Source organism: Streptomyces sp. WAC04114 (assembly GCF_019733245.1).
GTDB classification, from domain to species: domain Bacteria; phylum Actinomycetota; class Actinomycetes; order Streptomycetales; family Streptomycetaceae; genus Streptomyces; species Streptomyces massasporeus_A.
The window spans coordinates 1-22,949 of sequence record NZ_JAIGQA010000137.1; the positions used below are offsets into that span (position 1 = coordinate 1).

Below are 22,949 nucleotides of genomic sequence, written 5' to 3' on the forward strand. Positions count from 1 at the left end.
GGGGCGGTGTGTGGAGGACCGTACTCACATCCGCTGCTTTCGCTCGGGGGGTGTGGGACCAGAAGGCCGCGAAGAGCAAGGGGAGAGGGGTGGCTTTTGCCGGACTCTTCACGAATCCTTACGTCGGGACGGGGCCGTATCGTCGTAACGGGAGCGTACGACGGGGGAACGTCGGAACGCAACCGTTTCGTCGTGACGCCCTATGCTGTCGGCATGACGACGAAGCCCGACGAGCCCCAGCAGCCCCCGCGCCGCCGGGCCCCCGCGGGGGCGGCCGTGCTGCGGGAGGACGTGACGGAAGCGATCCGGGCGGCCGTCTTCGAGGAGCTCGCGGCCGTCGGGTACGCGCGGATGTCCATCGAGGGGATCGCGCGCCGGGCGGGGGTCGGGAAGACGGCGGTGTACCGCCGCTGGCGCTCGAAGCTGCACCTGGTGCTCGACATCGTCTCGGCGCTCGCCGTGCAGGGCCTGCCCGCGCCGGACACCGGCTCACTCGAAGGCGACCTGCGGCTCCTCTACGAGGTGACGTCCCGCGCCCTGCGTCACCCCGTCGCCTCGCAGATCATCCCCGACCTCCAGGCCGAGGCGGCCCGCAACCCCGAGATCGCCGAGGCGATGCAGAAGGCCCTGCGCGAGGGGCAGGACGGCGTCGCCACAGGCATCGTGACGGCGGCGGAACGCCGTGGGGAACTCCGCGAGGGCATCGACCACGATCTCGCGCTCGACCTGATCTCCGGCCCGCTGTACTGGCGCTCGGTGGTGATCCGCAACTCGAAGCTGCCGAAGGGGTACCTGGGCGCTCTGGCCCGGGCGACGGCGGAGGCGTTGCGGGCGCTCTGAGAGCCACCGCCGTCAGGTCTGAGAGCCCCCGCCCGCAGGTCTGAGAGCCCCCGCCGTCAGGGAGGGGGCCAGACGGGTCAGCCCCGGCCCGCCTCCGGGTGCAGCCGCAGCCAGCCCTCCCACGCGGACGTGATCATGTCCTGTACGTCGAGCCGGGCCTTCCAGCCCAGTTCCGCCGCCGCGCGGTCGGCGGAGGCGACGACCCGGGCCGGGTCGCCCGGGCGGCGCGGGGTGACCGCGGGCGGACGGTCGTAGCCCGTGACCGCGTTGATGCGGTCGATCATCTCGCGCACGGAGACGCCCTCGCCCCGGCCGATGTTCAGCGTGAGGTCGCGGCCGGGGGAGGAGCGCAGGGCCCGGGCCGCCGCGACATGGGCCTCGGCCAGGTCGACGACGTGGATGTAGTCGCGCACGCAGGTGCCGTCCGGCGTCGGGTAGTCGTCGCCGAAGACGCGCGGCGGCGCGTCCTGCGTGAGCTTCTCGAAGACCATGGGCACGAGGTTGAAGACGCCGGTGTCCGCGAGTTCCGGAGCCGCCGCGCCCGCCACGTTGAAGTAGCGCAGGGACGCCGTCGACAGCCCGGTGGCCCGGCCCGTCGCGCGGACCAGCCACTCACCGGCCAGCTTGGTCTCGCCGTACGGCGACAGGGGCAGGCACGGCGTCTCCTCCGTGACCAGCTCCACGTCCGGCATGCCGTACACCGCCGCCGAGGAGGAGAAGACGAAGGACGCCACCTTCGCCGCCGTGACGGCGTCCAGCAGGGTCCGCAGGCCCTCGACGTTCTCCCGGTAGTAGTGCAGCGGCAGTTCGACGGACTCGCCCACCTGCTTCTTCGCCGCGAGGTGGACGACGCCGGTGACCTCGTGGTCCGCGAGGGTGCGGGCCAGGCGCTCGGCGTCCAGGGTCGAGCCCACCACCAGCTCCACCCCGTCGGGCACGCGCTCGGCGATCCCGGTGGACAGGTCGTCGTACACCACCGCCTGTTCGCCCGCCGCGGTCATCGCCCGTACGACGTGCGCGCCGATGTAGCCGGCGCCGCCGGTGATCAACCAGGTCATGTGCGGCCGTCCCCTCGTCAGTTCGCCCGTGGTGGTGCTGTGCGCCGGTCCGTCGTGGTCGGTCGTACTCGCGTGCTCTCAGTGAAGCAGGCGGCGCAGTCGTGCGCGTACGACCGACAGCACCCCGCGTACGCCCGGGGCCACGCGCAGTGCCAGCGCGCCGGAGTGGGTGGTGTACGGCTGGACGAGTACCACGCCGTGCCGGGCGCTCGGCACGACACGGCGGCGCAGCAGACCGGCGCCCGTGAGGGCGTGCGCCGTGACGTCGCGGCTCGCGCCGTCGCGGAAGCGGATGCGAAGGCGCAGATCCCAGGTGCCGGCGCCGGGCGCGGCCAGCGCGTGCAGATCGACGGCCGCCTCCGCCGACCAGGTGCCGGTGGAACCGGCGGAAGCGACGGAAGCGACGGAACTGCCGTGACCGGCTGAATCGGCGGTCTCGTCGGCCCCGGACACCCCCGCACAGGGCGCGAGCGTCAGACGCGGGCCCCGGACCACCACGTCCCCGTCGTCCCGGTGCCACCACTCCACGTCCACCGTCTCCGGCCCCGCCTGCGCCACCCGCCCGTACAGCTCGTGCAGGCGCAGCCGCAGTCGGGTGCCCCGCGCGCCCGGCCGCAGTTCCGCGTCGACGGCGAGGGGCAGTGCCCGCACCGGCCGGGTCCGCAGCGGCTCCAGGGAGACCTGCGGGACGGCGTCCGACCAGACGGGCGTGCCGTCCGCGGCGCGGGCGTAGGGCGGGTACAGGCGGGCCGGGCGGGCCGCGAGCTCCCGCAGCCGGGGCAGGTCGCACGGCTCCGGGGAGGCCAGGACGACCCGCCCGATCAGTCGGCCGGGAGCGGCCGGGTTGCGCGCCCAGTCGTCGGCGTCGTACTCCGCGAGATGCGCCCGCGTGAGCTCCCACCACGCGCGCCGGTAGGCGGCGTCGCGCAACCCCAGTTCGCGCACGTACATCCGCAGGTCGTGGTCGAGGAACTTGGCGCGTGCGGTCCGGGCGAGTTCCTTCTGCCCGGCGCCCAGCAGCACCTCGTACGCCTGGCGGCACGCCTCCGTCCGGGCCCGCCAGTTCTCGACGCCGGACCGGTCCAGGGAGATCGACAGCCGCGCCTGGGACCGGCGCACGTGCCAGACGTACACCCGGTCCGGGATCAGGGCGATGCGCGGCGCCGCGGCGAGGACGCGTGCGGTGAAGACGACGTCCTCGTACGGGAAGCGGCCCTCGGGGAAGCGGATGCCGTGCGCGCGCAGGAAGGCGGTGCGGTAGAGCTTGTTGACGCAGAGGGTGTCGTGGACCAGGCGTGTTCGCTGCATAGGGCGCGGCACCACCGCGTGCAGCGCGTAGAGGCGCGGCTGCCAGGGGGTTTCGCGCCCCGAGGGCAGCTCCCGGCGCACACACAGGCCGCTCACCACCTCCGCGTGCGCACCCTCGGCCGCCGCCAGCAGCGCGTCGACCGCGCCGGGCGGCAGGACGTCGTCGCTGTCCAGGAACATCACGTACGGCGAGGTCACCGCGTCGAGCCCGGTGTTGCGCGGGGTGCCGCAGCCGCCGCTGTTGGCCCGGCGGCGGATCACCTTCAGGCGTGGCTCCGAGGCGGACAGCCGTTCCAGCAGGCCGGCGCTGCCGTCCTTCGAGCAGTCGTCGACGGCCACCACCTCGCGCACGGCCGGCCCCTGGGCGAGCGCCGAGCGCACGGCGTCCGTCACATGCGCGGCGTCGTCGTAACCGATCACCACGACGGCGACCTCGGCGGGCGGCCTCTCACCAGGCCCGCCGGCAGGCCCCGCGGTGTCCCTGACGGTGTCACTCTCGGCATTCATCACGGCGGATCGTAAGCCGGGCGAATGACATGAAAGTGCTAACACACCATCAAACCCCTTTGAAGCCTCATATTCAGCACAGAATCGGGCCGTGAAGAGCGGACAGTCGAGGGGGAGCGGCCGGTTCGGCGTGGGGGTGACGCCCACGGCGGTGCCGGTGGCCGTGCCCATGGCGGTGATGCTCATGATCGGACTGTGGGGGCTGGACCGCGGCGGGATGTGGGGCGACGAGAGCGTCACCTTCCAGGTCGCGCAGCGCACGGTTCCGCAGATCTGGCGGCTGCTGCACGAGGTGGACGCCGTGCATGGCCTGTACTACCTCTTCATGCACGCCGTCCTGGCCGTCCACCCGAGCGAGGTCGTGCTGCGCCTGCCGTCGGTCTGCGCGGCGACGGCGACCGCCGGCCTGGTCGCGGCGCTGGGCGTCCGGCTGGCCGGGCCCCGGGTCGGCCTCTGCGCCGGGGTCCTCTACGCGATCACCCCGATGACCGGCCACTACGCCCAGGAGGGGCGGTCGTACGCGCTCGTCGCGGCGGGTGTGGCGGGGGCGACCCTGCTGCTGGTGCGGGCGGTGGACGCTGGGGGCGCCCGGGTCTGGTGGACGTACGGGACGGTCGTCGCCCTGACCTGTGTGCTGCACGAGCTGGCGGTGCCGGTGCTGGGGGCGCACGCGGTGACGCTGGCCCTGTGGCGGGTGCCGAGGAGGGTGTGGTCGGGCTGGGGGCGTGCGGCGGGCGCCGTGGCCCTGCTCGTACTGCCGCTGGTGTGGGTGTCGCAGGGGCAGTCCGGGCAGGTGGCGTGGCTGGTGTCACCGGGGTGGGACCGGGTGGAGAGGCTGGCCCGGAACTTCTCTCCCGGCCCGGCGGGACCGGTGTTCTGGGGGGCGCTGCTGCTGATGGCCGTCGGGCTCCGGGAGCGGCGGACGGCCGCGGTCGCGCTGCCGCTGCTGCTGGTGCCGCCGGGGATCCTGATGACCGTGTCGCAGGTCCGGCCGCTCTACCACGACCGGTACGTGCTCTACGCGCTGGCGGGCGCGTCCCTGCTGGCCGCGGCCGGGGCCGGGCGGGTCGGCCGGGCGTTGGGGAGGGTGCGGTTCGACGGGCGGCGGATGCGGGTCGGCGGCAGGCGGGTGCGGGCCCTGCTGGGTGTCACCGGCGTGCTCGCCCTCACCCTCGCCTTCCTGAGCCAGCTCCCGGTGCACCGTCAGGACCGGTCCGCCGCCCACCGCCCGGACAACCTCGCCGTGGTGCCCGCGCTCGCCCTCCGCCAGATGCGCCCCGGCGACCCGGTGCTGTTCGTGCCGTCGGTCGGCAGGCTCGCCGCGCTGGCCTACCCGAAGGGGTTCCGGCGGGCCCGGGACATCGCGCTGCGGGAGTCCGCTCCGCGCTCCGGGACGCTGTGGGGGCTGGAGGCGAACTCCATGGAGCTGCGGCGCCGGCTCGCCTCGGTGGACCGTGTCTGGGTCGTCGCCGAGCGGTCCGCCCTGGACCCGCGCCGCGACCTGCCCGACCCGGCCGACCGCACCAAACTCGCCGTGCTGGCCGCGGAGTTCACGGTGCGTGAGGAGTATGTCCACGAGGAACGCGTCCGCGACGACGTGCTCCTGCGCCTCTACGTCCGACGCCGCCCCCAAGACACCCCGTCCGCCGAAGAGCCACCCCGTGACGGGGCCGAGGGCCGGTTGCCCGGCGTATCGGCGGGTGCCCCGGTTCCGGTCTCACCCCGGCCGGCGGTGAGCCGCCCCGCGATCCGGCCGAGTGCAGGTCGCCCGGCGTATCGGTGAGCGCCCCGACGCGCGCCTCGACCCGACCGGCGATGTCGTCTCGATAGAGCTCATGGCCGGTTGCCGGGCGCATCCGTGGGCGCCCTGCGTCGCGCCTCGGCCCGGCCGGCGAAGTCGTCTCGCGAAACAGCCCACGGCCGGTTGCCGGGCGCATCGCGGGCGTCCCGGCCCGGCCGGTGAAGTCGTCTCGCGAAACGGCTCGTGGCCGGTTGCCACCCGTGGGCGCCCCGGTCCCCGGGGTGCCGCCGAGCGCGGCACCCCGCACCCCCCTCACTCGGCGTGCCTCCGACGCCCGTGGCCCCTTCCCGGCCCCCACCGCCGTAGCGTCCGTTGCCGCTACGGCCGCTACGGCCGCTACGGCCGCTACGGCTGCTCGGCGGCGGCCGCGGCCGCCGCCGAGGACGGACCGCCCTGCGGCTCCGCGAGTGCCGCGGCCGCGTCCAGCGCGGTGGTCAGCTCGTCGAGGCGGGCGCGCAGGGTGCGGATCTCCTCGGCGCCGAAGCCGGTCGAGGACGCGATCCGGCGGGGCACCTGAAGGGCCCGCCCGCGCAGCGCGACGCCCTCCTCGGTCAGCCGCACCTCCACCGACCGCTCGTCGCGGGCGCTGCGCTCCCGGCGCACCAGACCCGCCGCCTCCAGCCGCTTGAGCAGCGGCGACAGCGTGCCCGAGTCGAGACGCAGGTGCTCGCCGAGCTTCTTCACGGGCAGCTCGTCGTGCTCCCACAGCACCAGCATCACCAGGTACTGCGGGTAGGTCAGCCCGAGGTCCTTGAGGATCCCGCGGTAGACGCCGTTGAAGGCGCGGGAGGCCGCGTGCAGGGAGAAGCAGATCTGCTGGTCCAGGCGGAGCCAGTCGTCGTCGGGCGTGTTCATACGCCCAGGATAGCTCGCGCCCGTCATTTAGTTGCGCACAATTAAATTGTGTGCTCTACTTCTGGTTGTCAGGCGGCCCGGAAGCGGGCCGCCGAACACTGACGTGAGAGGGAAGGTTTTCCATGGACGCGCTCTACACCGCTGTCGCCACCGCCACCCACGGCCGCGAGGGCCGGGCCGTCAGCTCCGACGGCGTGCTGGACCTCGCCCTGGGCACGCCCCAGGCGCTGGGCGGCAACGGCCAGGGCACCAACCCCGAGCAGCTCTTCGCCGCCGGTTACGCCGCCTGCTTCGGCAGCGCCCTCGGCCTCGTCGGCCGCGCGGCCAAGGTCGACGTCAGCGACGCCGCCGTGACCGCCGAGGTCTCCATAGGCAAGCAGGGCGAGGGCTTCGGTCTCGCCGTCACCCTCCGCGTGGAGCTCCCCGACGGCGTGGACGAGGCGACCGGCCGCAAGCTCGTCGAGCAGGCCCACCAGGTCTGCCCGTACTCCAACGCCACCCGCGGCAACATCGAGGTCGACCTCGTCATCGAGTGACCCCGAGAGCCGGCGAGGCTCATCCCCCGACCCGCGCCAGCACCTCCCCCGTCCGTGCGCTCCACGCCACCACCACGGCCTCCTCGGGCACTGGGTGCCAGCGCGTCAGCAGCAGCCAGCGCACGTGGTAGCGGCGGACGACGGCGGACCGCTCGGCGCGGGTCGAAGCCGGGGCGAGATAGGCCCGGACGTCGGCCGCCCGGCGCTCCCGCCGCCGCTCGTCCAGGGCGGGGTCGGGCCAGATGGGCGCCGCGAGGTTCGGCCCGTACCCGGCGATCGTGTGACTGGCGAAGTGCCCGTCGGTGATCACCACCTCGCCGGGCCCGATGTGCCGCGCGGCCCAGTCGTACGACGGCCAGCGCGTCGGCTGGGCGAACCCCACCGGGTCGACCGAGCGCGGTACCACCGCCCCGGCGTGCACGGTGACGAACCCGGCGCACACCCCGGCCGCCGCGGCCCCGCCCAGCACCCGCCGGGCCCGCCGCCAGGGCCGGGGCGCCGCCAGTTCCACCGCCAGGGCGAACTGCAGCGGCACCAGCACGGCCCACAGGGCCCTGGCGTACGTGTAGTGCCCGCTCGCCCAGCCGTACGCCACCAGCAGGCACTCCAGCAGGAACATCCACACCAGGGGATCACGCGCCGACCGGCGGGCCCGCGCCCAGAGGGCGGGCAGGCCGAGCAGGGCCAGCCAGGAGTTGGCGAGCATCCTCTCGTACAGCTGCCGGTGCATCGCGTCCATGCCGGTGTCGTTCACCAGCCTCAGGACGTCGTAGTACGGCCAGCTCAGGGCGATCCCGGCGCAGACCGCCCCGGCGAGCGCCCAGCGCGCGACGACCGGCCGGCGCCAGCCCCGCTGCCGGGACGCCACGATCGCCACCGCCCCGGTGAGAGCCGAGGCCGCCGTGACGGGGTGGGTGAGCAGGATCAGCCCGTACAGTGCGCCGATCCCGGCGTACCCCCACCAGCCGCCGAGCCCGCTCGGGCCGACGAACCGCACCGCCGGGGCGTCGTCCCGCGCGCGGGTGCCCGTCCAGGCCCACGCCCAGAACGTCAGCCCGATGGCGAGCGCGGACGGGTAGCCCAGGTTCGTCGTCATCGACATCAGCCCGAGGTAGCCGCTCCACAGGATCCGCGCGGTGCCCCACAGCAGCGTCATGAACAGCAGGGCCCACACCGGCGCCCAGGGGCGCGGGGTGAGGGTCCTGACGAACCGGCCGAGCCCCGTGAGCAGCACCAGCAGATGCACCGGCCCGGCGAGCTTCACGACCTCCCAGCCCGTCAGCCCCGTCAGCCGCGCCAGCACGCCCTGGGCGACGGCGTAGGGGCCGTAGTACGGGCTGCCCTCGCCCGGCAGGTCCGCCATCGAGTGGGCCGGGTGCAGCAGATCGTCCTTGAGCCGCTCGACGACCGCCGCGTGCTGCCCGGCGTCGCAGCACAGCGGGACCCGCCAGTACGCCAGCGTCATCACCAGCCAGAACAGGGCGCCGTAGAACTGGTACGGGGTGAGCCTTGCGACACGGCCGCCGCGCAGTGCCGTCGCGCCGCGCACCGCCCGCCGGACCAGGACCGAGGCGCTCACAGGAGGGGGGAAGGGGTCTGGGGCATGCGCCGAATGTTCCCGCCCCTACGCGTGCCCTGACCCCGGATCACTTCATCGGGTGAGGCCGCTGCCGCCACCTGCCGGTCGGTCGCACAGCGCCTGCTGCGCCGCCGCCGGCCAGCGCGCGAACCGGAACCGCGTCCGTTCGACCGCCCCGGTGAGGTTCCGCCAGAACCGCTCGGTGGTCAGCGGGGCGCGCACCGACTCCCTCAGCTCCGCGAGTTCGCCGCAGCCCAGCGCGGCCCGGGCCGCCTCGACCGCCTCCCGCGGGGCCCCGGCGCGCAGCAGGTCGCGCTGCGGCGGGTGCTCGGCCGCCCACTCGGCGAAGACCCAGTAGTTGCGCAGGAACTTCTCGTGCCCGGGCCAGCTCCACCGCTCCAGCGCCAGATGCGCGCCGATCGGGCTGGCCAGCCCCCAGGCGTCGTTGACGTAGGCGTCCAGCGGCGCCGCCGCCCCCGTCACACCGAGATGGCGGCCCACGATCACCACCCGGTACGGGGAGTCCGCCCGCATCGGCGTGGCGTGCAGCCGCCGGGCGGCGTCGAAGTAGAGCAGCGTCGGCCCGGGCGCGCGCTCGGCCCGCGCCAGCATGGCGCGCCCCTCCGGCAGAGCGGGCCAGTTGGCCACCCAGGTGCCGGTGCGCACCGGGTTGTGGTCGCCGAGGCCCTCCACGTCGGAGCTGCGCACGTTGAACGAGCCGGGCGTGCTGCGCACGTCGAACGGCGCCCGCAGCGGACTGACCGCCGCGCACAGCCACACCACCAGCAGCGCGCCCGCCACGCCCGTGACCCTGGTCGCGGGCACGACCAGCACCGGCAGGAGCAGCAGCAGAATTGCGGGCAGGATCATGCGGGCGTGCATGTAGTCGCCGCCGACGCGCACGACGTACCCGGCCAGCAGCAGACCGGCGGCGAGCGGGGCCAGCAGCACCGCGAGCGAGGCCCGCCCCGGGGCGCGATCCCGCTGCTGCCGGCGGGTGCACCGCACCAGCAGGACGGCCAGCGCCGCGAGCACCGGCACGACCGGCCACAGCCAGTACGGCCCGAGCGTCTCCTGCACATACCCGGCGCCCCGGCTCCAGTCGCTGGCGCTCGCCTCCTTGGCGATGGCGGGCAGCGGCACCAGGATCCCGTAGTACCCCGCCCGGAACACCTCGTACGCCAGCGGCACCGCCCCCGCCGAGGCCAGCATCGCCGCCGTGCCGCGCCGGGAGGGACGCAGCACCCACCACTGGGCCGCCAGGAAGCACGCCGTGACCACCGCCAGATCGGGCCGGACCAGTGCACCCAGCCCGAACACGAAGGCGGCCGTGCACGTCTCCCGGGCCTCCTGGCCGCGCCGGGTCCGCGTCAGCAGCCACCACGACAGGCCGGTCCAGAAGGCGCCGAGACCGCTCTCCAGACCCGACGTCATGTACGACCAGAACGGCGGCACCGCGAGCAGTACGAACACGCCCGCCGGGAGCAGCAGCCCGGCGCCCCGGTGCAGCCGGCACGTGGCGAGCAGGGCGAACGCGAACCCGGCAGTGCTCAGCAGCAGGCCGAGCCCCACCGCGAGGAACGCCGGGTCCTCGCCGGTGACCCACGTGGTGAGCGCGAGCAGCCACTGCCACAGGGTGCCGGTCGAACTCTCCGCCCGCTCCCCGACGTTGAACACGGGCCCGTTGCCCGCCAGGATCTGCCGGACCGGGCGCAGGTAGATCAGCCCGTCGTCGCAGATCCAGCGGCGCCGGTAGCCCAGTACGAACAGGGCGGCGGTGGGCACGGCGACCAGCGCGGCGTGCCACCAGTGCACCGGCCGCGGTGACTCGGCGACCGCCGGTGGCCGGGCCGAGGAGGCCCGCTGACCGGGCAGGGAGGGAACGGCCTCGGGGGTTGCGGGAGTTCTCATCTGTCGATCAGCGCCTCGGAACGGGTGCGGACACCCTCGGTCCGGCGGGCCGCGGGCAGCAGCGTCCCGCCCCGCTCGCCCAGCATCAGCAGCCGGACGACCCGCTCGGCGGCCCGCCCGTCCTCGAACTCGCAGTACCGCTCCCGGAAGCCGGAGCGCAGCCGCGCCGCCTCGGCGTCCTGCCAGGTGCCGGACGCGAACAGCCAGGTCAGCTCACGGTACGAGCGCGACACATGGCCCGGCGCGTCGGCCGTGATGTCGAAGTAGGCGCCCCGGCTCGCCGCGAACGCCCCCCAGTCGTCGGCGTGGACGACGATCGGCCGGTCCAGCAGGGCGTAGTCGAACATCAGGGCGGAGTAGTCGGTGACCAGCACGTCGGAGGCGAGCATCACGTCCTCGACGTGCGGCTCGTCGGTCGCGTCCACCAGCACGCCCCGGCGGTGCAGGTCGGACAGGCCGAGACCCCGCGCGACGCCCCCCGCCAGCGACGGGTGCAGACGGACGACCAGCGTGTGCCCGGGGCCCAGGTCCGCGGCGAACCGGGCCAGGTCGAACCGGTCGACATGGCCGCCCCGCCGGTAGTCGCGCCGGGTCGGCGCGTACAGCACGACCGTGTCGTCGGCGGGGACGCCGAGCCGTTCGCGCACCTCCCGGCCCCGCTCCGGACCGGCGCCGACCAGCACGTCGTTGCGCGGGCTGCCGGTCCGCAGCGAGGTGAAGTGGCATGGGTACGCCCGCTCCCACGCGCGTTCCGCGTGCCGCCCGGCGACCAGGCTGTAGTCCCAGCGGTCGGCGCGGCGCAGCATCTGCGGCACGTCGAACCCGTACCGGGCCCCCGGCTTCGTCAGCAGGTCGGCGCCCATGTACTTCAGCGGGGTGCCCTGGTGGGTGTGGATGTGCACGCTGCCCGGCCGCTTGGCCAGGGTGCCGGGCCAGTTGACGTTGTTCACCCAGTACGTGGCCCGCGCCATGACCTCGTGGTAGCGCCGCGAGCCCGGCGTCACATGGTCGACGCCGGGCGGCAGCGTGTCCACCGCGTCCTCCCGGACCACCCACACGCCCCGGATGTGCGGGGCTAGCTCGCGCGCCTTGTCGTGGATCGCGGCCGGATCACCCGTCACCCCCCGGTGGTGGGTGGCCGAGTAGACGGCGAGGTGCGGATCGAGGGGGCGCTTCGACTGGGCCGCGTACCAGCCGCGCAGGACCGTCTCCGACGCGCTCTTCGCGACCCTCCGCTGTCCGCCCAGGGCGGCGGCGCGCAGATCCCGCAGCCCACGCGCCGCCGCGTACGACGCGTAGGGCGCCGAGGCGAGCAGCCGCATCTCGGCGCCACGCCAGCCGTCCGGCAGCGGGAAGCCGCCCTCGGGAAGGTGGCGGCGGCGGAAGGAGCGGATCTCGCGGTAGAAGTCGCCCCGGTCGGCGGGCCGGACCCGGTCCTCGCGGGCCAGCACGAACAGCATGTGGTCCAGCGCCCGCTCCAGCAGCAGCGGCCGCGCCCAGTCGAGATCGGGGCGCTGCTCCAGGAACGTGAACAGCCCCTCGTACTGCGGGAAGATGTCGAAGTGCCGGCGCCCGGGCGTCTTGGTGATCGCGCCCTGCCGGCGCTGCCGGTACTCCACGCCGATCCGGTCCAGGCAGGCGATGCGGTCGGCCAGCACCATCGAGCGGTAGGTGACCGGCGCGTCCTCGTACAGCCCCGGCGCGTACCGCAGGCCGTGTTCCTGGAAGAAGGAGCGCCGGTAGGCCTTGTTCCAGGCGACCAGGAACAGGTTCAGATACTGCGGGCTCTCCCGGATGCCGAACGTCTCCAGGCCCGCCGCGGCCAGCAGGTCCGCCGCCTCGCTGCGCCCGCCCCGGCCCCACCAGTGGGTGCGAACGTGGTCGAAGACCAGGATGTCCGGGTCGCCGGTCGCCGCCAGGCGTGCGGCGACGGCGGCCAGCAGGCCCGGCGTGTAGTGGTCGTCGCTGTCCAGGAACAGGACGTAGTCGCCGGCCGCCTGCGCGAGTCCGGCGTTGCGGGCCCGGCCGAGGCCCACGTTCTCCGGCAGGTGCAGCACCCGCACCCGGTCGTCGCGGGCGGCGTATTCGTCGAGGATCGCGCCGCTGCCGTCGGGCGAGCGGTCGTCCACGGCGATCACCTCGAAGTCCGCGTGGGACTGGCCGAGCACCGAGTCGAGACACTCGCGCAGGAAGCCCTGCACCTTGTAGACGGGGACGATGATGCTGAAGCGGGGCACTTCTTCGGTCAGCTCCTTACGGGGGTGGCGGCGGGGGCCGGGACGCGCTCCGCGAGCGGGATCACGGCCGGGATCGACTCGGGCGGCTCGCCGAGCAGCACCCGGCGCACGACGCGCTCGGCGGCCCGCCCGTCGTCGAACTGGCAGAACCGCTCCCGGAACGCCGCCCGCAGCGACCTGGCGGTCTCGTCCGCGTAGGAGCCGTCGCGGAAGAGGGCCGCCAGCTCCTCGGGCGTCCGGGCGACCCGGCCCGGTGGGAGCTCCATGAGGTCGAAGTAGACGCCCCGGGTCTCCCGGTAGACGTCCCAGTCGTCGGCGTAGGCGACGATCGGCCGGTCCAGGTTGGCGTAGTCGAACATGATCGACGAGTAGTCCGTGATCAGCGCGTCCGCGGCCAGGCAGACGTCCTCCGACGAGCGGTGCCCGGTGACGTCGATGATCCGGCCGCCGCCCCTGCTCGCCCCCTGGTCGTAGAAGTAGTGGGCGCGCAGCAGCACCACGTAGTCGTCGCCGATCGCCTCGCAGAACTCCGCCAGGTCCAGGCCCGTCTCGAAGCCGGTGGCGTAGTCGCGGTGCGTGGGCGCGTAGAGCAGGGCCTTCTTGCCGTCGGGGACGCCCAGTTCCTTGCGGACGCGGACGACGTCCTCGGCGGTCGCCGTGCAGTAGACGTCGTTGCGCGGATAGCCGTACTCGAGCGTCTCGTGCGCGCTGGGGAACGCCCGCTCCCACATCTCGGTGGAGTGCCGGTTGGAGGTCAGGTTGTAGTCCCAGCGGTCCACCCGGGCCAGCAGCTTGGCGAAGCTGCCGGTCGCCGCGGCCACCACGGGGTACGTGGCCTGGTCGGCGCCCATCGTCTTCAGCGGGGTGCCGTGCTGGGTCTGGAGGTGCACGCTGCCGGGGCGCTTGACCATGGCGTCCGCGAAATTGGCGTTGTTGACCAGGTACTTCGCGCGGGCCAGCACCTGCCAGTACTTCCGGCTGCCGATCACCGCGTGCTCGACGCCCGGCGGCACGGTGCCCACCGCCTCCGGCTCCACCAGGAAGACCGGGCGCAGCTGTGGGGCGAGCAGGCGGGCCTTGGCGTGGATGGCGGCGGGATTGCAGGCGTAGCCGCGGCCCCAGTACGCGCAGTACACGACGAGGTTCCGGTCGAGCGGGAGGCGCAGGGCGGCCGCGTAGCGCAGCCGGGTGCGCAGCCCCCGCGGGCGGGGGAGCAGCGCGGCGGCCCGCGACGCCGTCCGGTGGGCGGCCCGCAGGGAGCGGAACGCCGCGTACGACCCCGAGGCCAGCAGCCGGTGCTGGACGCCGACGCTGCCGCCGGGCGCCCGGTATCCGGCGGGGCGGTGCCGCCGGTAGAGGGCGCTCGCCCGCCGGAAGAAGGCACGGCGTCCGGACGTCAGCCGCCGTGGATGGGCGGCCGTCTTCAGTACGGCGGCGAAGAGCTGCTCGAACAGCGGCTTCAGCCGGTCCGCCGGCAGGTCCTGCTCCGCGGCCCGCGTCAGCACCAGCTCGGTCTGGTCCAGCAGCTCGGTGTGGTGCTCGCCGGGCAGACCCAGCCGGTTGCCCTGCCGGCGCAGCAGGTGCCGGACGACGACCGCGCGCAGGGCCGCCACCCGCTCCGCCCGCAGGGCGACGAGACCGCCGAAGCCGACGTCGGTGAAGTGGTCCCCGGGGAAGGCGAGACCCCGCTCGGTGAGGAACGCCCGGCGGTAGAGCGCGCTCCACGCCGGGAGCGCCACGCCCGTCAGCTGCGGGGCCCGGCCCGGGGAGAAGGCCCCCGCCGGCGTCCGGGCGAGCAGGGGCGCCGCCGGGTTGGTCGACTCGCCCTCCCACCAGGGGGTGCGCTCGTGCTCGAAGTACAGGACGTCGACGTCGCCCACCGCGCTCAACCGGGCGTCCAGGGCCGCCAGCGCCCCCGGGACCAGGACGTCGTCGCCGTCGAGGAACAGCACATGGCCGCCGACCGCCGCCTGCAGCCCGGTGTTGCGCGCCCCGGCCAGACCCGCCGACGGCGGCGAGTGCACCGGCGTCACCCGGCAGTCCCGCTCGGCGTACCCGGCGACGACGTCGGCCGCCGGGGCGTCGGGTGCGTCGCACACCGGGATCAGCTCGAAGTCGCCGAACGACTGGGCGAGGACGGAGTCCAGCGCCAGGGACAGCCGGCCCGCGACCCCATGGGACGGGACGACGATGCTGAAGCGGGGCATTCTGTTCTTTCTGTCGAGGGCGGTCGTCGCGAGGTGGTGGTGGCGGGCTCTCACACGGCGCGCGGTCACGCGCCGGGCGGTTCACCCGGCGCGCGGGCGTCCCGGCCGCCCGGACGGGCGCCAGGAGGGCGGCCGGGACGGTGTGGGCCGCGACGGGCTGGAGGGCATGCGGACTCCCCGGGTGTCAACCGTGGTCAGAGGCTGTCGGTGACGGCGTGCGGGGTGGCAGGCAGCGCCACCGTGGTGAGTGGCTCGCGCGTCAGCGAGGCCGCCGCCGACGGCACCGGGCAGCGCTCGCCGAGCGGCACGACCGGCGGCAGCTTCGACTCCCCGAGGACGACCCGGCGCACCACCCGCTCGGCGGCCCGGCCGTCGTCCCAGGTGCAGAACCGCTCGCGGAACGCCGCCCGCAGCTGGGCCGAGCGGGAGCCGCGCCAGTGGCCCGTGGCGAAGATGTCGATCAGCTCGTCCTCCCCGCGAGCGACCGCACCCGGCGGGAAAGCGCGCAGGTCGAAGTAGGTGCCGCGGGCCGCGTCGTACGCCTCCCAGTCGTCGGCGTGGACCACGATCGGCCGGTCCAGGTTGGCGTAGTCGAACATCAGCGACGAGTAGTCCGTGACCAGGGCGTCCGACGCCAGGCAGAGTGACTCCACGCTCGGGTGGTCGGAGACGTCGACGACCCGGCCGCAGGTGTCGGTCAGCGGGGCGTCGTAGGCGTGGTGGGCGCGGGCCAGGACGACGAAGCGCGGGCCGAGGCGGCGCACGATCCGCTGGAGGTCGAGGGTGTGCCGCTGGGAGCGCCGGTAGTCGCGGTGGGTCGGCGCGTACAGGATCGCCACCGCGCCCCGCGGGATGCCGAGCGAGGCGCGCAGCCGGGCCACGTCCGCGGGGGTCGCCGTCCGGAAGACGTCGTTGCGGGGGTAGCCGTACTCCAGCGTGGTGTAACGGCCGGGGTGGACGCGCTCGTGGGTCAGCGTGGTGTGGCGGTTGGCGGACAGCACGTAGTCCCACCGGTCGACGTCCTTCAGCAGCCGGGCGAAGTCCCGGCCGCGGGCCGCCGCGGGGCGCTCCTGGAGGTCGAGGCCGAGGTGACCGAGCGGGGTGCCGTGCCCGGTCTGGATCAGGACCTGGCCCCGGCGCTTGGCCAGGCGGTCGTCGAAGCCGGTGTTGCTGACCAGGTAGCGGGAGCGGGCGAGCGCCGTCCAGTAGGCGGCCGTCCCGGGGACGAGGCGGCGCGGGCCGGGCGGGATCGTGTGGTGGTGCTCGCGGCGGGCGATCCACGCCGTGCGGATGTGCGGCGCGAGCTCACGGAACGCGCTCTCCAGCGCGCCCGGGTTGCAGGCGTGGCCGCGGCCGTCGTAGGCGGTGAACGCGGCGCGGTCGGCCCGCAGCGGCAGGCAGCGCTGCACGCGGTAGTGGGTCCTGAGGGCGGCCGACCGCAGGCCCCGCAGCAGACTCCCGGTGGTCCGGGCGCCGGCGCGCTGCAGGGCCGAGGCCAGTTGCAGGGAGCGGTAGGTGCGGTGCAGGCCGAAGCGGATCAGGACGTGGTGGATCCGGCAGCGCAGGGGGACGGGCACGCCGGGGGTGCGGTAGCGGCGGTAGTGGGCGCGGGCCCGGCGCAGGAAGTCGGCGCGCGAGTCCCGCGGCAGCCGGTCCCGCCGGGAGTACACGATCGCCAGATGGTGCACCATGCGGCGGAACAACACCGGCCGCCACTGGGCCAGTCCGGGACGCTCGTCGAGATACGCGAAGACCCGCTCGTACTGCTCGAAGACGTCGAAGTGCCGCTCGCTGGTGGTGCGCAGGATGCTGCCCTGCCGCCGCTGCCGGTAGTGCACGCAGACCCGGTCGAGGGTCGCGATCGAGTCGGCGGTCATCAGCACCGGGTACGTCCACGGCGTGTCCTCGTAGACGCCGGGCGGGAAGGTGAACCCCTCCCGCTCGACGAACTCCCGCCGGTAGGCCTTGTTCCAGGCGACCATCAGCAGCCGCAGCAACCCCGGCCGGTCCTCCAGCCGGAACGGCGCCGGGCCCCGCTCGGTCAGCTGCGCGGCCGCCTGGTTGCGGATCGCCTCACCCGTCCAGTACGTGCGCGCGTAGTCGAACACCAGCACGTCCGGCTCGCCGGTCTCCTTCAGCCGGTCGGCGATCGAGCGCAGCGCGTCGGGCGTCAGGGTGTCGTCGCTGTCGAGGAACAGCAGGTAGTCGCCGCTCGCGCGCGCCACGCCGGCGTTTCTCGCGCGGCCCAGGCCCACGTTCTCCGGCAGATGGACGGGACGTACGCGCGCGTCGCGGGCGGCGAACTCGTCGATGATCGCGCCGCACGCGTCCGGCGAGCAGTCGTCGACGACGATCAGTTCCAGATCGGGACAGGACTGGGAGAGCACCGATTCGAGGCACTCGTGCAGGTACGCCTGAACCTGGTACGCGGGGACAATGACACTGAACCTGGGCAAGAGGCCATCCATCGGTCGGCGCGGGCGTTCGGCCCGGGAACGGCCGATGGGCCGACTTGGTTACGGTTGCTACGGCATACGGGGGAACACGGAAGGGGCGGACCGCTCCCGGCCCGCCCCTCCAACTTCCTTGCGCCGAAGGCTATTTGACCGCTCCTGCCATCACGCCGGACACGAACTGCCGCTGGAACGCGAAGAAGACGGCCAGTGGTACCACCATCGAGATGAACGCGCCGGGTGCCAGCACATCGATGTTGTTGCCGAACTGCCGTACCTGCGTCTGCAGGGCGACCGTGATCGGCTGGCTCCCGGAGTCCGAGAAGATCAGCGCGACCAGCAGGTCGTTCCACACCCACAGGAACTGGAAGATGCCGAGGGTCGCGATCGCCGGGGCGCCGAGCGGCATCACGACACGGAAGAACAGGCGCAGTTCACCCGCCCCGTCCAGGCGCGCGGCCTCCAGCAGTTCCTTCGGGATCTCCGCGAAGAAGTTCCGCAGCAGGAACACGGCGAAGGGCAGACCGAAGCCGACGTGGAAGAGCACCACGCCGAGCACCGAGCCGAAGATGCCGATCTTGCCGAAGAGTTCGGCGATCGGGATCAGCGCGACCTGCACCGGCACGACCAACAGGCCGACCACGCCCAGGAACCACCAGTCCCGGCCGGGGAACTCCATCCAGGCGAAGGCGTAGCCGGCCAGCGAGCCGATGATCACGACCAGCAGGGTCGCCGGCACGGTGATCCAGACCGTGTTCAGCAGGGAGCTGGTGATGTCCTCGTTCTCCAGCAGCTTCGAGTAGCTGTCGAAGGTGATCTGGGAGGGCTCGGTGAACACCTTCCACCAGCCGCTCGCCGCGATGTCCTCCGGGGAGCGGAGACTGGACAGCAGCAGCCCGATCGTCGGCACCAGCCAGAACAGTCCGACGACGATGAGGAACACCCGCAGCACCCCGCCGCCGACCGCCTCGGCGAGCCGCGATCCCAGCGACTGCTTGGCCTTCATCGCCGCACCTCCCGCCGCAGCCTGCGCACGTTGAACCACATCACCGGGATCACCAGGAGCAGCAGGAACACCGAGATGGCGCTGGCGATGCCCGGCTGGTCCTCGGAGAAGCCCTTGCGGTACAGCTCCAGGGCGAGGACGTTCGCGTCGTCCTGGGAGGAGCCCGGAGCGATGATGAAGACCAGGTCGAAGATCTTCAGCACGTTGATCATCAGGGTGACGGCGACGACCGCGAGGACCGGCGCCAGCAGCGGCACCGTGATGCGTCTGAACACCTGCCACTCGCTGGCGCCGTCGACCCGGGCCGCCTCCATCAGCTCCCGGGGCACACTGGCGAGCCCGGCCGCGATCAGCACCATCGCGAAGCCGGCCCACATCCAGATGTACGAGCCGATGATGGCCGGGGTGACCAGGGACGGGCCCAGCCAGTCCAGGCCGTTGTACGGATCCTTGAAGTTGCTCGCCGGGAGCCGGAGTTGGGCCCCGTCGGCCGCGGCGGGCAGGGTGAAGGTGCCGTCGTCGGCGGCCGTCGCCGACGCCACCACCTTCCCGTCCTTCACGGCCTCGACCTTCATCCCGGCATAGCCCAGTTCGGCCGGGTCGACGCTGTTGAGCGTGCCGACGCCCTTGCCGCGGGTGAAGTCCTGCCAGGTCGTGCCCGTGATCTTGTCCGGCTCGGGCTTCGGCGCCACCGCGGCCTTCGCCCCGTCGGGCATCTGATCGGGCGCCACACCCACCAGGGGCAGCGAGACCGCCTCGCCCGTGCGGACGGGCGAGGTGGTGATGAACGCGCCCCCGCCGGCCGGTTTCAGCGGCGATTCCCGGCCCGGGTGGGCCTTCGGGAACGCCGACGCCTGGGCGAACGTGTCGTGCACGCCCACCCACACCGCGTTCGCGACGCCCTTGTCCGGGTCCTGGTCGTACACCAGGCGGAAGATGATGCCCGCCGCCAGCATCGAGATCGCCATCGGCATGAAGACGACCAGCTTGAACGCCGTACCCCACCGCACCCGTTCGGTCAGCACCGCGAAGATCAGGCCGAGCGCCGTCGCGATCGTCGGCGCGAACACCACCCAGATGATGTTGTTCTTCAGCGCGGTGCGGATGCCCTCGTCGGTGAAGAGGGACTTGTAGTTGTCTATTCCGGCGAAGCCGTCACCGGACTGGTCGTAGAAACTGCGCACGACCGAGTACCCGATCGGGTACACCACGAGCGCGCCGAGCAGGACGAGCGCGGGAAGCAGGAACAACGCCGCGACGGTCCTGCGGGTGCCGGTCACACTCTTGCGCGACTTGGGAGCGGCAGGGGGCTTGTCGCCCCCTGCCGCCGGAACCGACGTCATGACGTCAGTTCCCGTACGCCGCGGCCGCTTCGGCCTCCAGCTTCGCCTGGGTCCCCGCGATGTCCTTCGGGTTCTTCAGGAAGTCCTGGAGGATCTTCCACTCGCCCTTGCCGGGCGTTCCGCCGAAGGCCTGCGGGGCCTGGTCGGACATGTCGAAGCGGAAGTCGTCACCGGCGTCGATGAGCGCCTTGGCGATCTTCTGCTGCACCGCGTTCGGATAGTCGGAGTTCGGCACGTTCTTGTTCGGCGACAGGTAGCCGCCCAGCTTGGCCTGGATCGACGCCGCGTCCGGGGAGGCGAGCCAGGTGGCCAGGGCCTGCGATCCCTTCGAGTCCTCAAGGATCACGGCCGCGTCGCCGCCCGAGACCACCGGTCCGTTGTCACCGACCGCCGGGAACGGGAACACCTTCGCGTCCGTGCCGATCTTCATGCTGGACGGGATGTTGACCTGCGCGAAGTCGCCCGCGGCCACCATGGAGGCCTTGGGCTGGTCCCCACCGGTGAACACCTGGGTGACGGACGCCGGGAAGTCGGTCTGCAACGCCCCGTTCGCCCCGCCCGCGATCCAGTCCGGCTTGCCCCAGACCTGTGCGAGCGTGGTCAGCGCGTCCTTCACGGACGGGTCGGTCCACTTGATCTCGTGTTTGGCCAGCTGGTCGTACTTCTCCGGCCCGGCCTGGGAGAGGTACACGTTCTCGAACCAGTCGGTCAGCGTCCAGCCCTCGGCGCCGCCGATGGAGAACGGGGTGACGCCGGAGTCGAAGACCGTCTGCGCGGTGTTGAGCAGATCCGGCCAGGTCTCGGGCTCACTCGCCCCGGCGTTCTCGAAGACCTGGTTGTTGTACCAGATCAGGGACTTGTTGGCGGCCTTGTAGTAGACGCCGTACGGCTTGCCGTTCACCTTGCCGATGTCCTGCCAGCCCTGCGAGTAGTTCTCGCCGAGCTCCTTCACGGCGTCGGAGCCCAGCTGTTTGGCCCAGCCCTTGTCGACGGCCTGCTTGATGGCGCCGGGCTGCGGCAGCATCACGACGTCCGGCGGCTGCCCGCCGGCCACCTTCGAACCGATGAAGTTGATGATCGGGTCCTGCGCGGGCACGAACGTGACCTTGGCGCCCGTGCGCTTCTCGAACTCCTGCAGGACCTTCTTGAAGTTGGCCTGCTCGGTGCCGCTCCACACGGCGGCGACTTCGAGGCTCGTCCCGTCCAGCTTCGGAAGGGTGACGTTGTTGCTGGTGTCGTCGGTGTCGCCCGTGCTCCCACCGCTGCTTTCGTCGCTGCTTCCGCAGGCGGACAGCGAGAGCGCGAGGGCTCCCGCGGCGACGGCGGCCGCTGCCTTCACGGCTCTGCGGTGCTGGGGGGTCGCCGTGTCCGGCTTGGGCGACCAGCGTGTCCGGATGGTGCTGCTCGTCATGCGCATGACTGCCCCGCTTCTTCGTTCCTCGTCGAACGTCGAGCGCGCTCCCGTGCGATCTGGTCTACGCCCGGGTGTGCGGGGGCGGCAAGATGGCGTCGGCTGTCAAGCGGGGGATCGTGACTCCCTCGTGACCAGGGACTCGGCCCCACGACGCCGGTGGGGCCGGCGGCCGTCCCCCGTCACAGGAGCGACGGAACCTTCGCCGCCACGACCTCCCGCGCCGCCCTTTCCAGCGCGCTGGCCAACAGTGCCAGGTCAGTGGGGCCGTTTCCGAGCTCCCGCACCGGACGACGGGCCGGAGGGTCACCCATGCGGTGCCATTCCAGGGGCACGACCGTGGGGCGCAGCGTCGCCGTCCGGGGGATCCGACCGGTGACCCGGCCGCCCTGGAACGGGGTGACCCGTCCGTCCGGGCCGGTGAGCCTCCCCCGACCGGGCGCCGGTTCTCCCCCAAGTTCTCGGCTTCGCTCGAACAGGGAGGTGCCCCCACGGCCCGGGGCGGGCGCGTCGAGCGTGACGCGCAGGGTGGCCCGGCGGGCCGGTTCCGTCTCCGCCGTACGGGCGCACGGGCCGGTGGCCGCCACCAGGTGAACGCCGAGCCGCTCGCCCTCCCGGGCCACGGCCTCCAGCGCGCGCATCACCGATCCGGCCGCGGGCCGCCCGGTCGAACCGAGCGCCGGGGAGACCAGCGCGTCCAGGTCGTCGACGACCACGACGAGCCGGGGGAGCGGGGGCGCGGCCGCCTCCGTCTGCCGCCGGGCCGCTCCCGGCCGCAGCCGCATGGTCGAACTGGACGGGGAGTCGAGATCCCCGGCCCCTCCCTGGGACGTCGCCTCGGCCCGCTCACCGCCGCGCGCCGTCGCCGTGCGCTGGGCGACCATACGGCCCGACAGCTCGCGTCCGGTGTGCCACTCGGCGAAGTCGGACCGCCCGAGCAGCTCGGCGCGCCGCTTCAGCTCGGCGCTCAGGGACTGCGCGAACTCCCGCATACGGACCGGGTCGTGGGCCATCAGCAGAGTCGTCACATGCGGTACGTCCGTACACACCCGCAGGCCCTCGCCGTGGCCGCCGCCCGCGCCCGGGCCGCCCCGGCCGTCGACCAGCACTATGCCGAGGCGGTCCGGCCGCTCGGCGGCGGCCAGGGACGCGACGACCGCCCGCAGCAGCTCCGTACGGCCGCTGCCCGGCGGGCCCTCGATCAGCAGGTGCGGCCCCTGGACGGCGAGGTCCGCGCTGACCGGGCCGCGTGGCCCGGCGCCCAGCACCGCGCGCACCCGACCGCCGAGCGCCTCGGCGTCGTCGGCCGCGTCCGCCCAGCGCGCCATCAGCGACGCCGGGGTGGCCCGGGCCAGGCCCAGCTCGTCCAGCAGGCGGGCCGCCTGCGGCAGTGGTGCGGAGACGCGCGGCTGGCGCTCGCTCGCCGGACCGTCCGTCCGCAGCGGCGCCAGCGCCCGCGCGAACCGCTCGGCCCAGGCCGCGGAGACGGCGTCGACGGTGGCGACGGTGCCGGGCCCGACCGGCCCGGCAGGTGAGCCGTCACCGCCCACCCGGGCCACGCGCATCAGCCGCAGGGCCGTCGCCACGTCCCCGCTGAGCAGCGCGACCGCGCCGCACTGCCGGAAGATCGGCGCCACGGCGCAGGCCGCCTCGTACGTCTCCGTCACCGGCGAGGCCGGGGAGGCGGCGGCCGTCTCGGCCAGGCAGACGACGTGTATCCCGGCCCGGGGGCCCTCCAGCGCCAGCCGCGCGACGGCTTTGCGCAGGTCGGCGCCGCCGGGGTCGCCGTCGACGACCACGACGGTGTACGGACCGGGGAAACCGGCCGCCGCGCCGGTACCGGCGTCGTCGTCCTGGGCCCAGGAGGGGCGGCGGCCGGTTTCCCCGGTCCGTACAC

At 73.5% G+C, this 22,949-nt stretch carries 15 protein-coding genes; 3 read left to right on the forward strand and 12 right to left on the reverse strand.

Features of this window, described 5'->3' with window-relative positions:
* The first annotated feature begins 213 nt into the window (after positions 1–213).
* Positions 214–840: a TetR/AcrR family transcriptional regulator gene (locus K4G64_RS28370; RefSeq protein ID WP_221758825.1), complete on the forward strand. Its 627-nt coding sequence runs from the start codon at positions 214–216 to the stop codon at positions 838–840.
* Between the two features lie 77 nt (positions 841–917).
* Here the strand turns inward: K4G64_RS28370 and galE are convergent, their stop codons facing one another.
* Entirely contained in the window at positions 918–1,898 is a 981-nt protein-coding gene (gene galE, locus K4G64_RS28375; RefSeq protein ID WP_221758826.1) for a UDP-glucose 4-epimerase GalE, read from the reverse strand.
* Positions 1,899–1,976: 78 nt separating this feature from the next.
* Positions 1,977–3,713 carry a glycosyltransferase family A protein gene (locus K4G64_RS28380; RefSeq protein WP_221758827.1) on the reverse strand — a complete coding sequence of 579 codons (1,737 nt, stop codon included), beginning with the start codon at positions 3,711–3,713 and terminating at the stop codon, positions 1,977–1,979.
* A gap of 169 nt (positions 3,714–3,882) precedes the next feature.
* Between K4G64_RS28380 and K4G64_RS28385 the strand changes: the two genes are divergently transcribed.
* Positions 3,883–5,496: a glycosyltransferase family 39 protein gene (locus K4G64_RS28385; protein ID WP_221758837.1), complete on the forward strand. Its 1,614-nt coding sequence runs from the start codon at positions 3,883–3,885 to the stop codon at positions 5,494–5,496.
* A gap of 363 nt (positions 5,497–5,859) precedes the next feature.
* On the opposite strand, the gene K4G64_RS28390 is transcribed toward K4G64_RS28385, so the two are convergent.
* Positions 5,860–6,396: a MarR family winged helix-turn-helix transcriptional regulator gene (locus K4G64_RS28390; RefSeq protein ID WP_374206456.1), complete on the reverse strand. Its 537-nt coding sequence runs from the start codon at positions 6,394–6,396 to the stop codon at positions 5,860–5,862.
* Positions 6,397–6,491: 95 nt separating this feature from the next.
* Between K4G64_RS28390 and K4G64_RS28395 the strand changes: the two genes are divergently transcribed.
* Positions 6,492–6,905, forward strand: coding sequence for an organic hydroperoxide resistance protein (locus K4G64_RS28395; protein ID WP_221758829.1), 414 nt, complete (start codon positions 6,492–6,494; stop codon positions 6,903–6,905).
* A 19-nt stretch (positions 6,906–6,924) separates the two neighbouring features.
* On the opposite strand, the gene K4G64_RS28400 is transcribed toward K4G64_RS28395, so the two are convergent.
* The 9 genes from K4G64_RS28400 to K4G64_RS28440 form a co-directional block, all read right to left on the reverse strand.
* Positions 6,925–8,484, reverse strand: coding sequence for a hypothetical protein (locus tag K4G64_RS28400; RefSeq protein WP_221758830.1), 1,560 nt, complete (start codon positions 8,482–8,484; stop codon positions 6,925–6,927).
* 72 nt (positions 8,485–8,556) lie between these two features.
* The gene (locus K4G64_RS28405; RefSeq protein ID WP_221758831.1) at positions 8,557–10,395 is read right to left on the reverse strand and encodes a hypothetical protein; all 1,839 of its coding nucleotides are present in this window, start codon (positions 10,393–10,395) and stop codon (positions 8,557–8,559) included.
* The gene (locus K4G64_RS28410; protein ID WP_221758832.1) at positions 10,392–12,632 is read right to left on the reverse strand and encodes a CDP-glycerol glycerophosphotransferase family protein; all 2,241 of its coding nucleotides are present in this window, start codon (positions 12,630–12,632) and stop codon (positions 10,392–10,394) included. Before K4G64_RS28410 ends, K4G64_RS28405 begins: the two co-directional genes overlap by 4 nt.
* 8 nt (positions 12,633–12,640) lie before the next feature.
* Positions 12,641–14,839 carry a CDP-glycerol glycerophosphotransferase family protein gene (locus K4G64_RS28415; protein WP_221758833.1) on the reverse strand — a complete coding sequence of 733 codons (2,199 nt, stop codon included), beginning with the start codon at positions 14,837–14,839 and terminating at the stop codon, positions 12,641–12,643.
* A gap of 194 nt (positions 14,840–15,033) precedes the next feature.
* Positions 15,034–17,295, reverse strand: a complete 2,262-nt coding sequence (locus K4G64_RS28420) for a bifunctional glycosyltransferase family 2 protein/CDP-glycerol:glycerophosphate glycerophosphotransferase (RefSeq protein WP_221758834.1) — start codon at positions 17,293–17,295, stop codon at positions 15,034–15,036.
* Between the two features lie 142 nt (positions 17,296–17,437).
* Positions 17,438–18,298: a carbohydrate ABC transporter permease gene (locus K4G64_RS28425; protein ID WP_221758835.1), complete on the reverse strand. Its 861-nt coding sequence runs from the start codon at positions 18,296–18,298 to the stop codon at positions 17,438–17,440.
* A complete protein-coding gene (locus K4G64_RS28430) occupies positions 18,295–19,641 on the reverse strand; it encodes a carbohydrate ABC transporter permease (RefSeq protein WP_260461096.1) in 1,347 nt (448 codons plus the stop codon). The genes K4G64_RS28425 and K4G64_RS28430 overlap by 4 nt, the downstream gene beginning before the upstream one ends.
* A gap of 4 nt (positions 19,642–19,645) precedes the next feature.
* Positions 19,646–21,058, reverse strand: coding sequence for an ABC transporter substrate-binding protein (locus K4G64_RS28435; protein WP_221758836.1), 1,413 nt, complete (start codon positions 21,056–21,058; stop codon positions 19,646–19,648).
* 176 nt (positions 21,059–21,234) lie between these two features.
* Positions 21,235–22,949: FtsK/SpoIIIE domain-containing protein (locus K4G64_RS28440; protein WP_260461097.1), on the reverse strand; the 1,715-nt coding region annotated here is incomplete at its 5' end.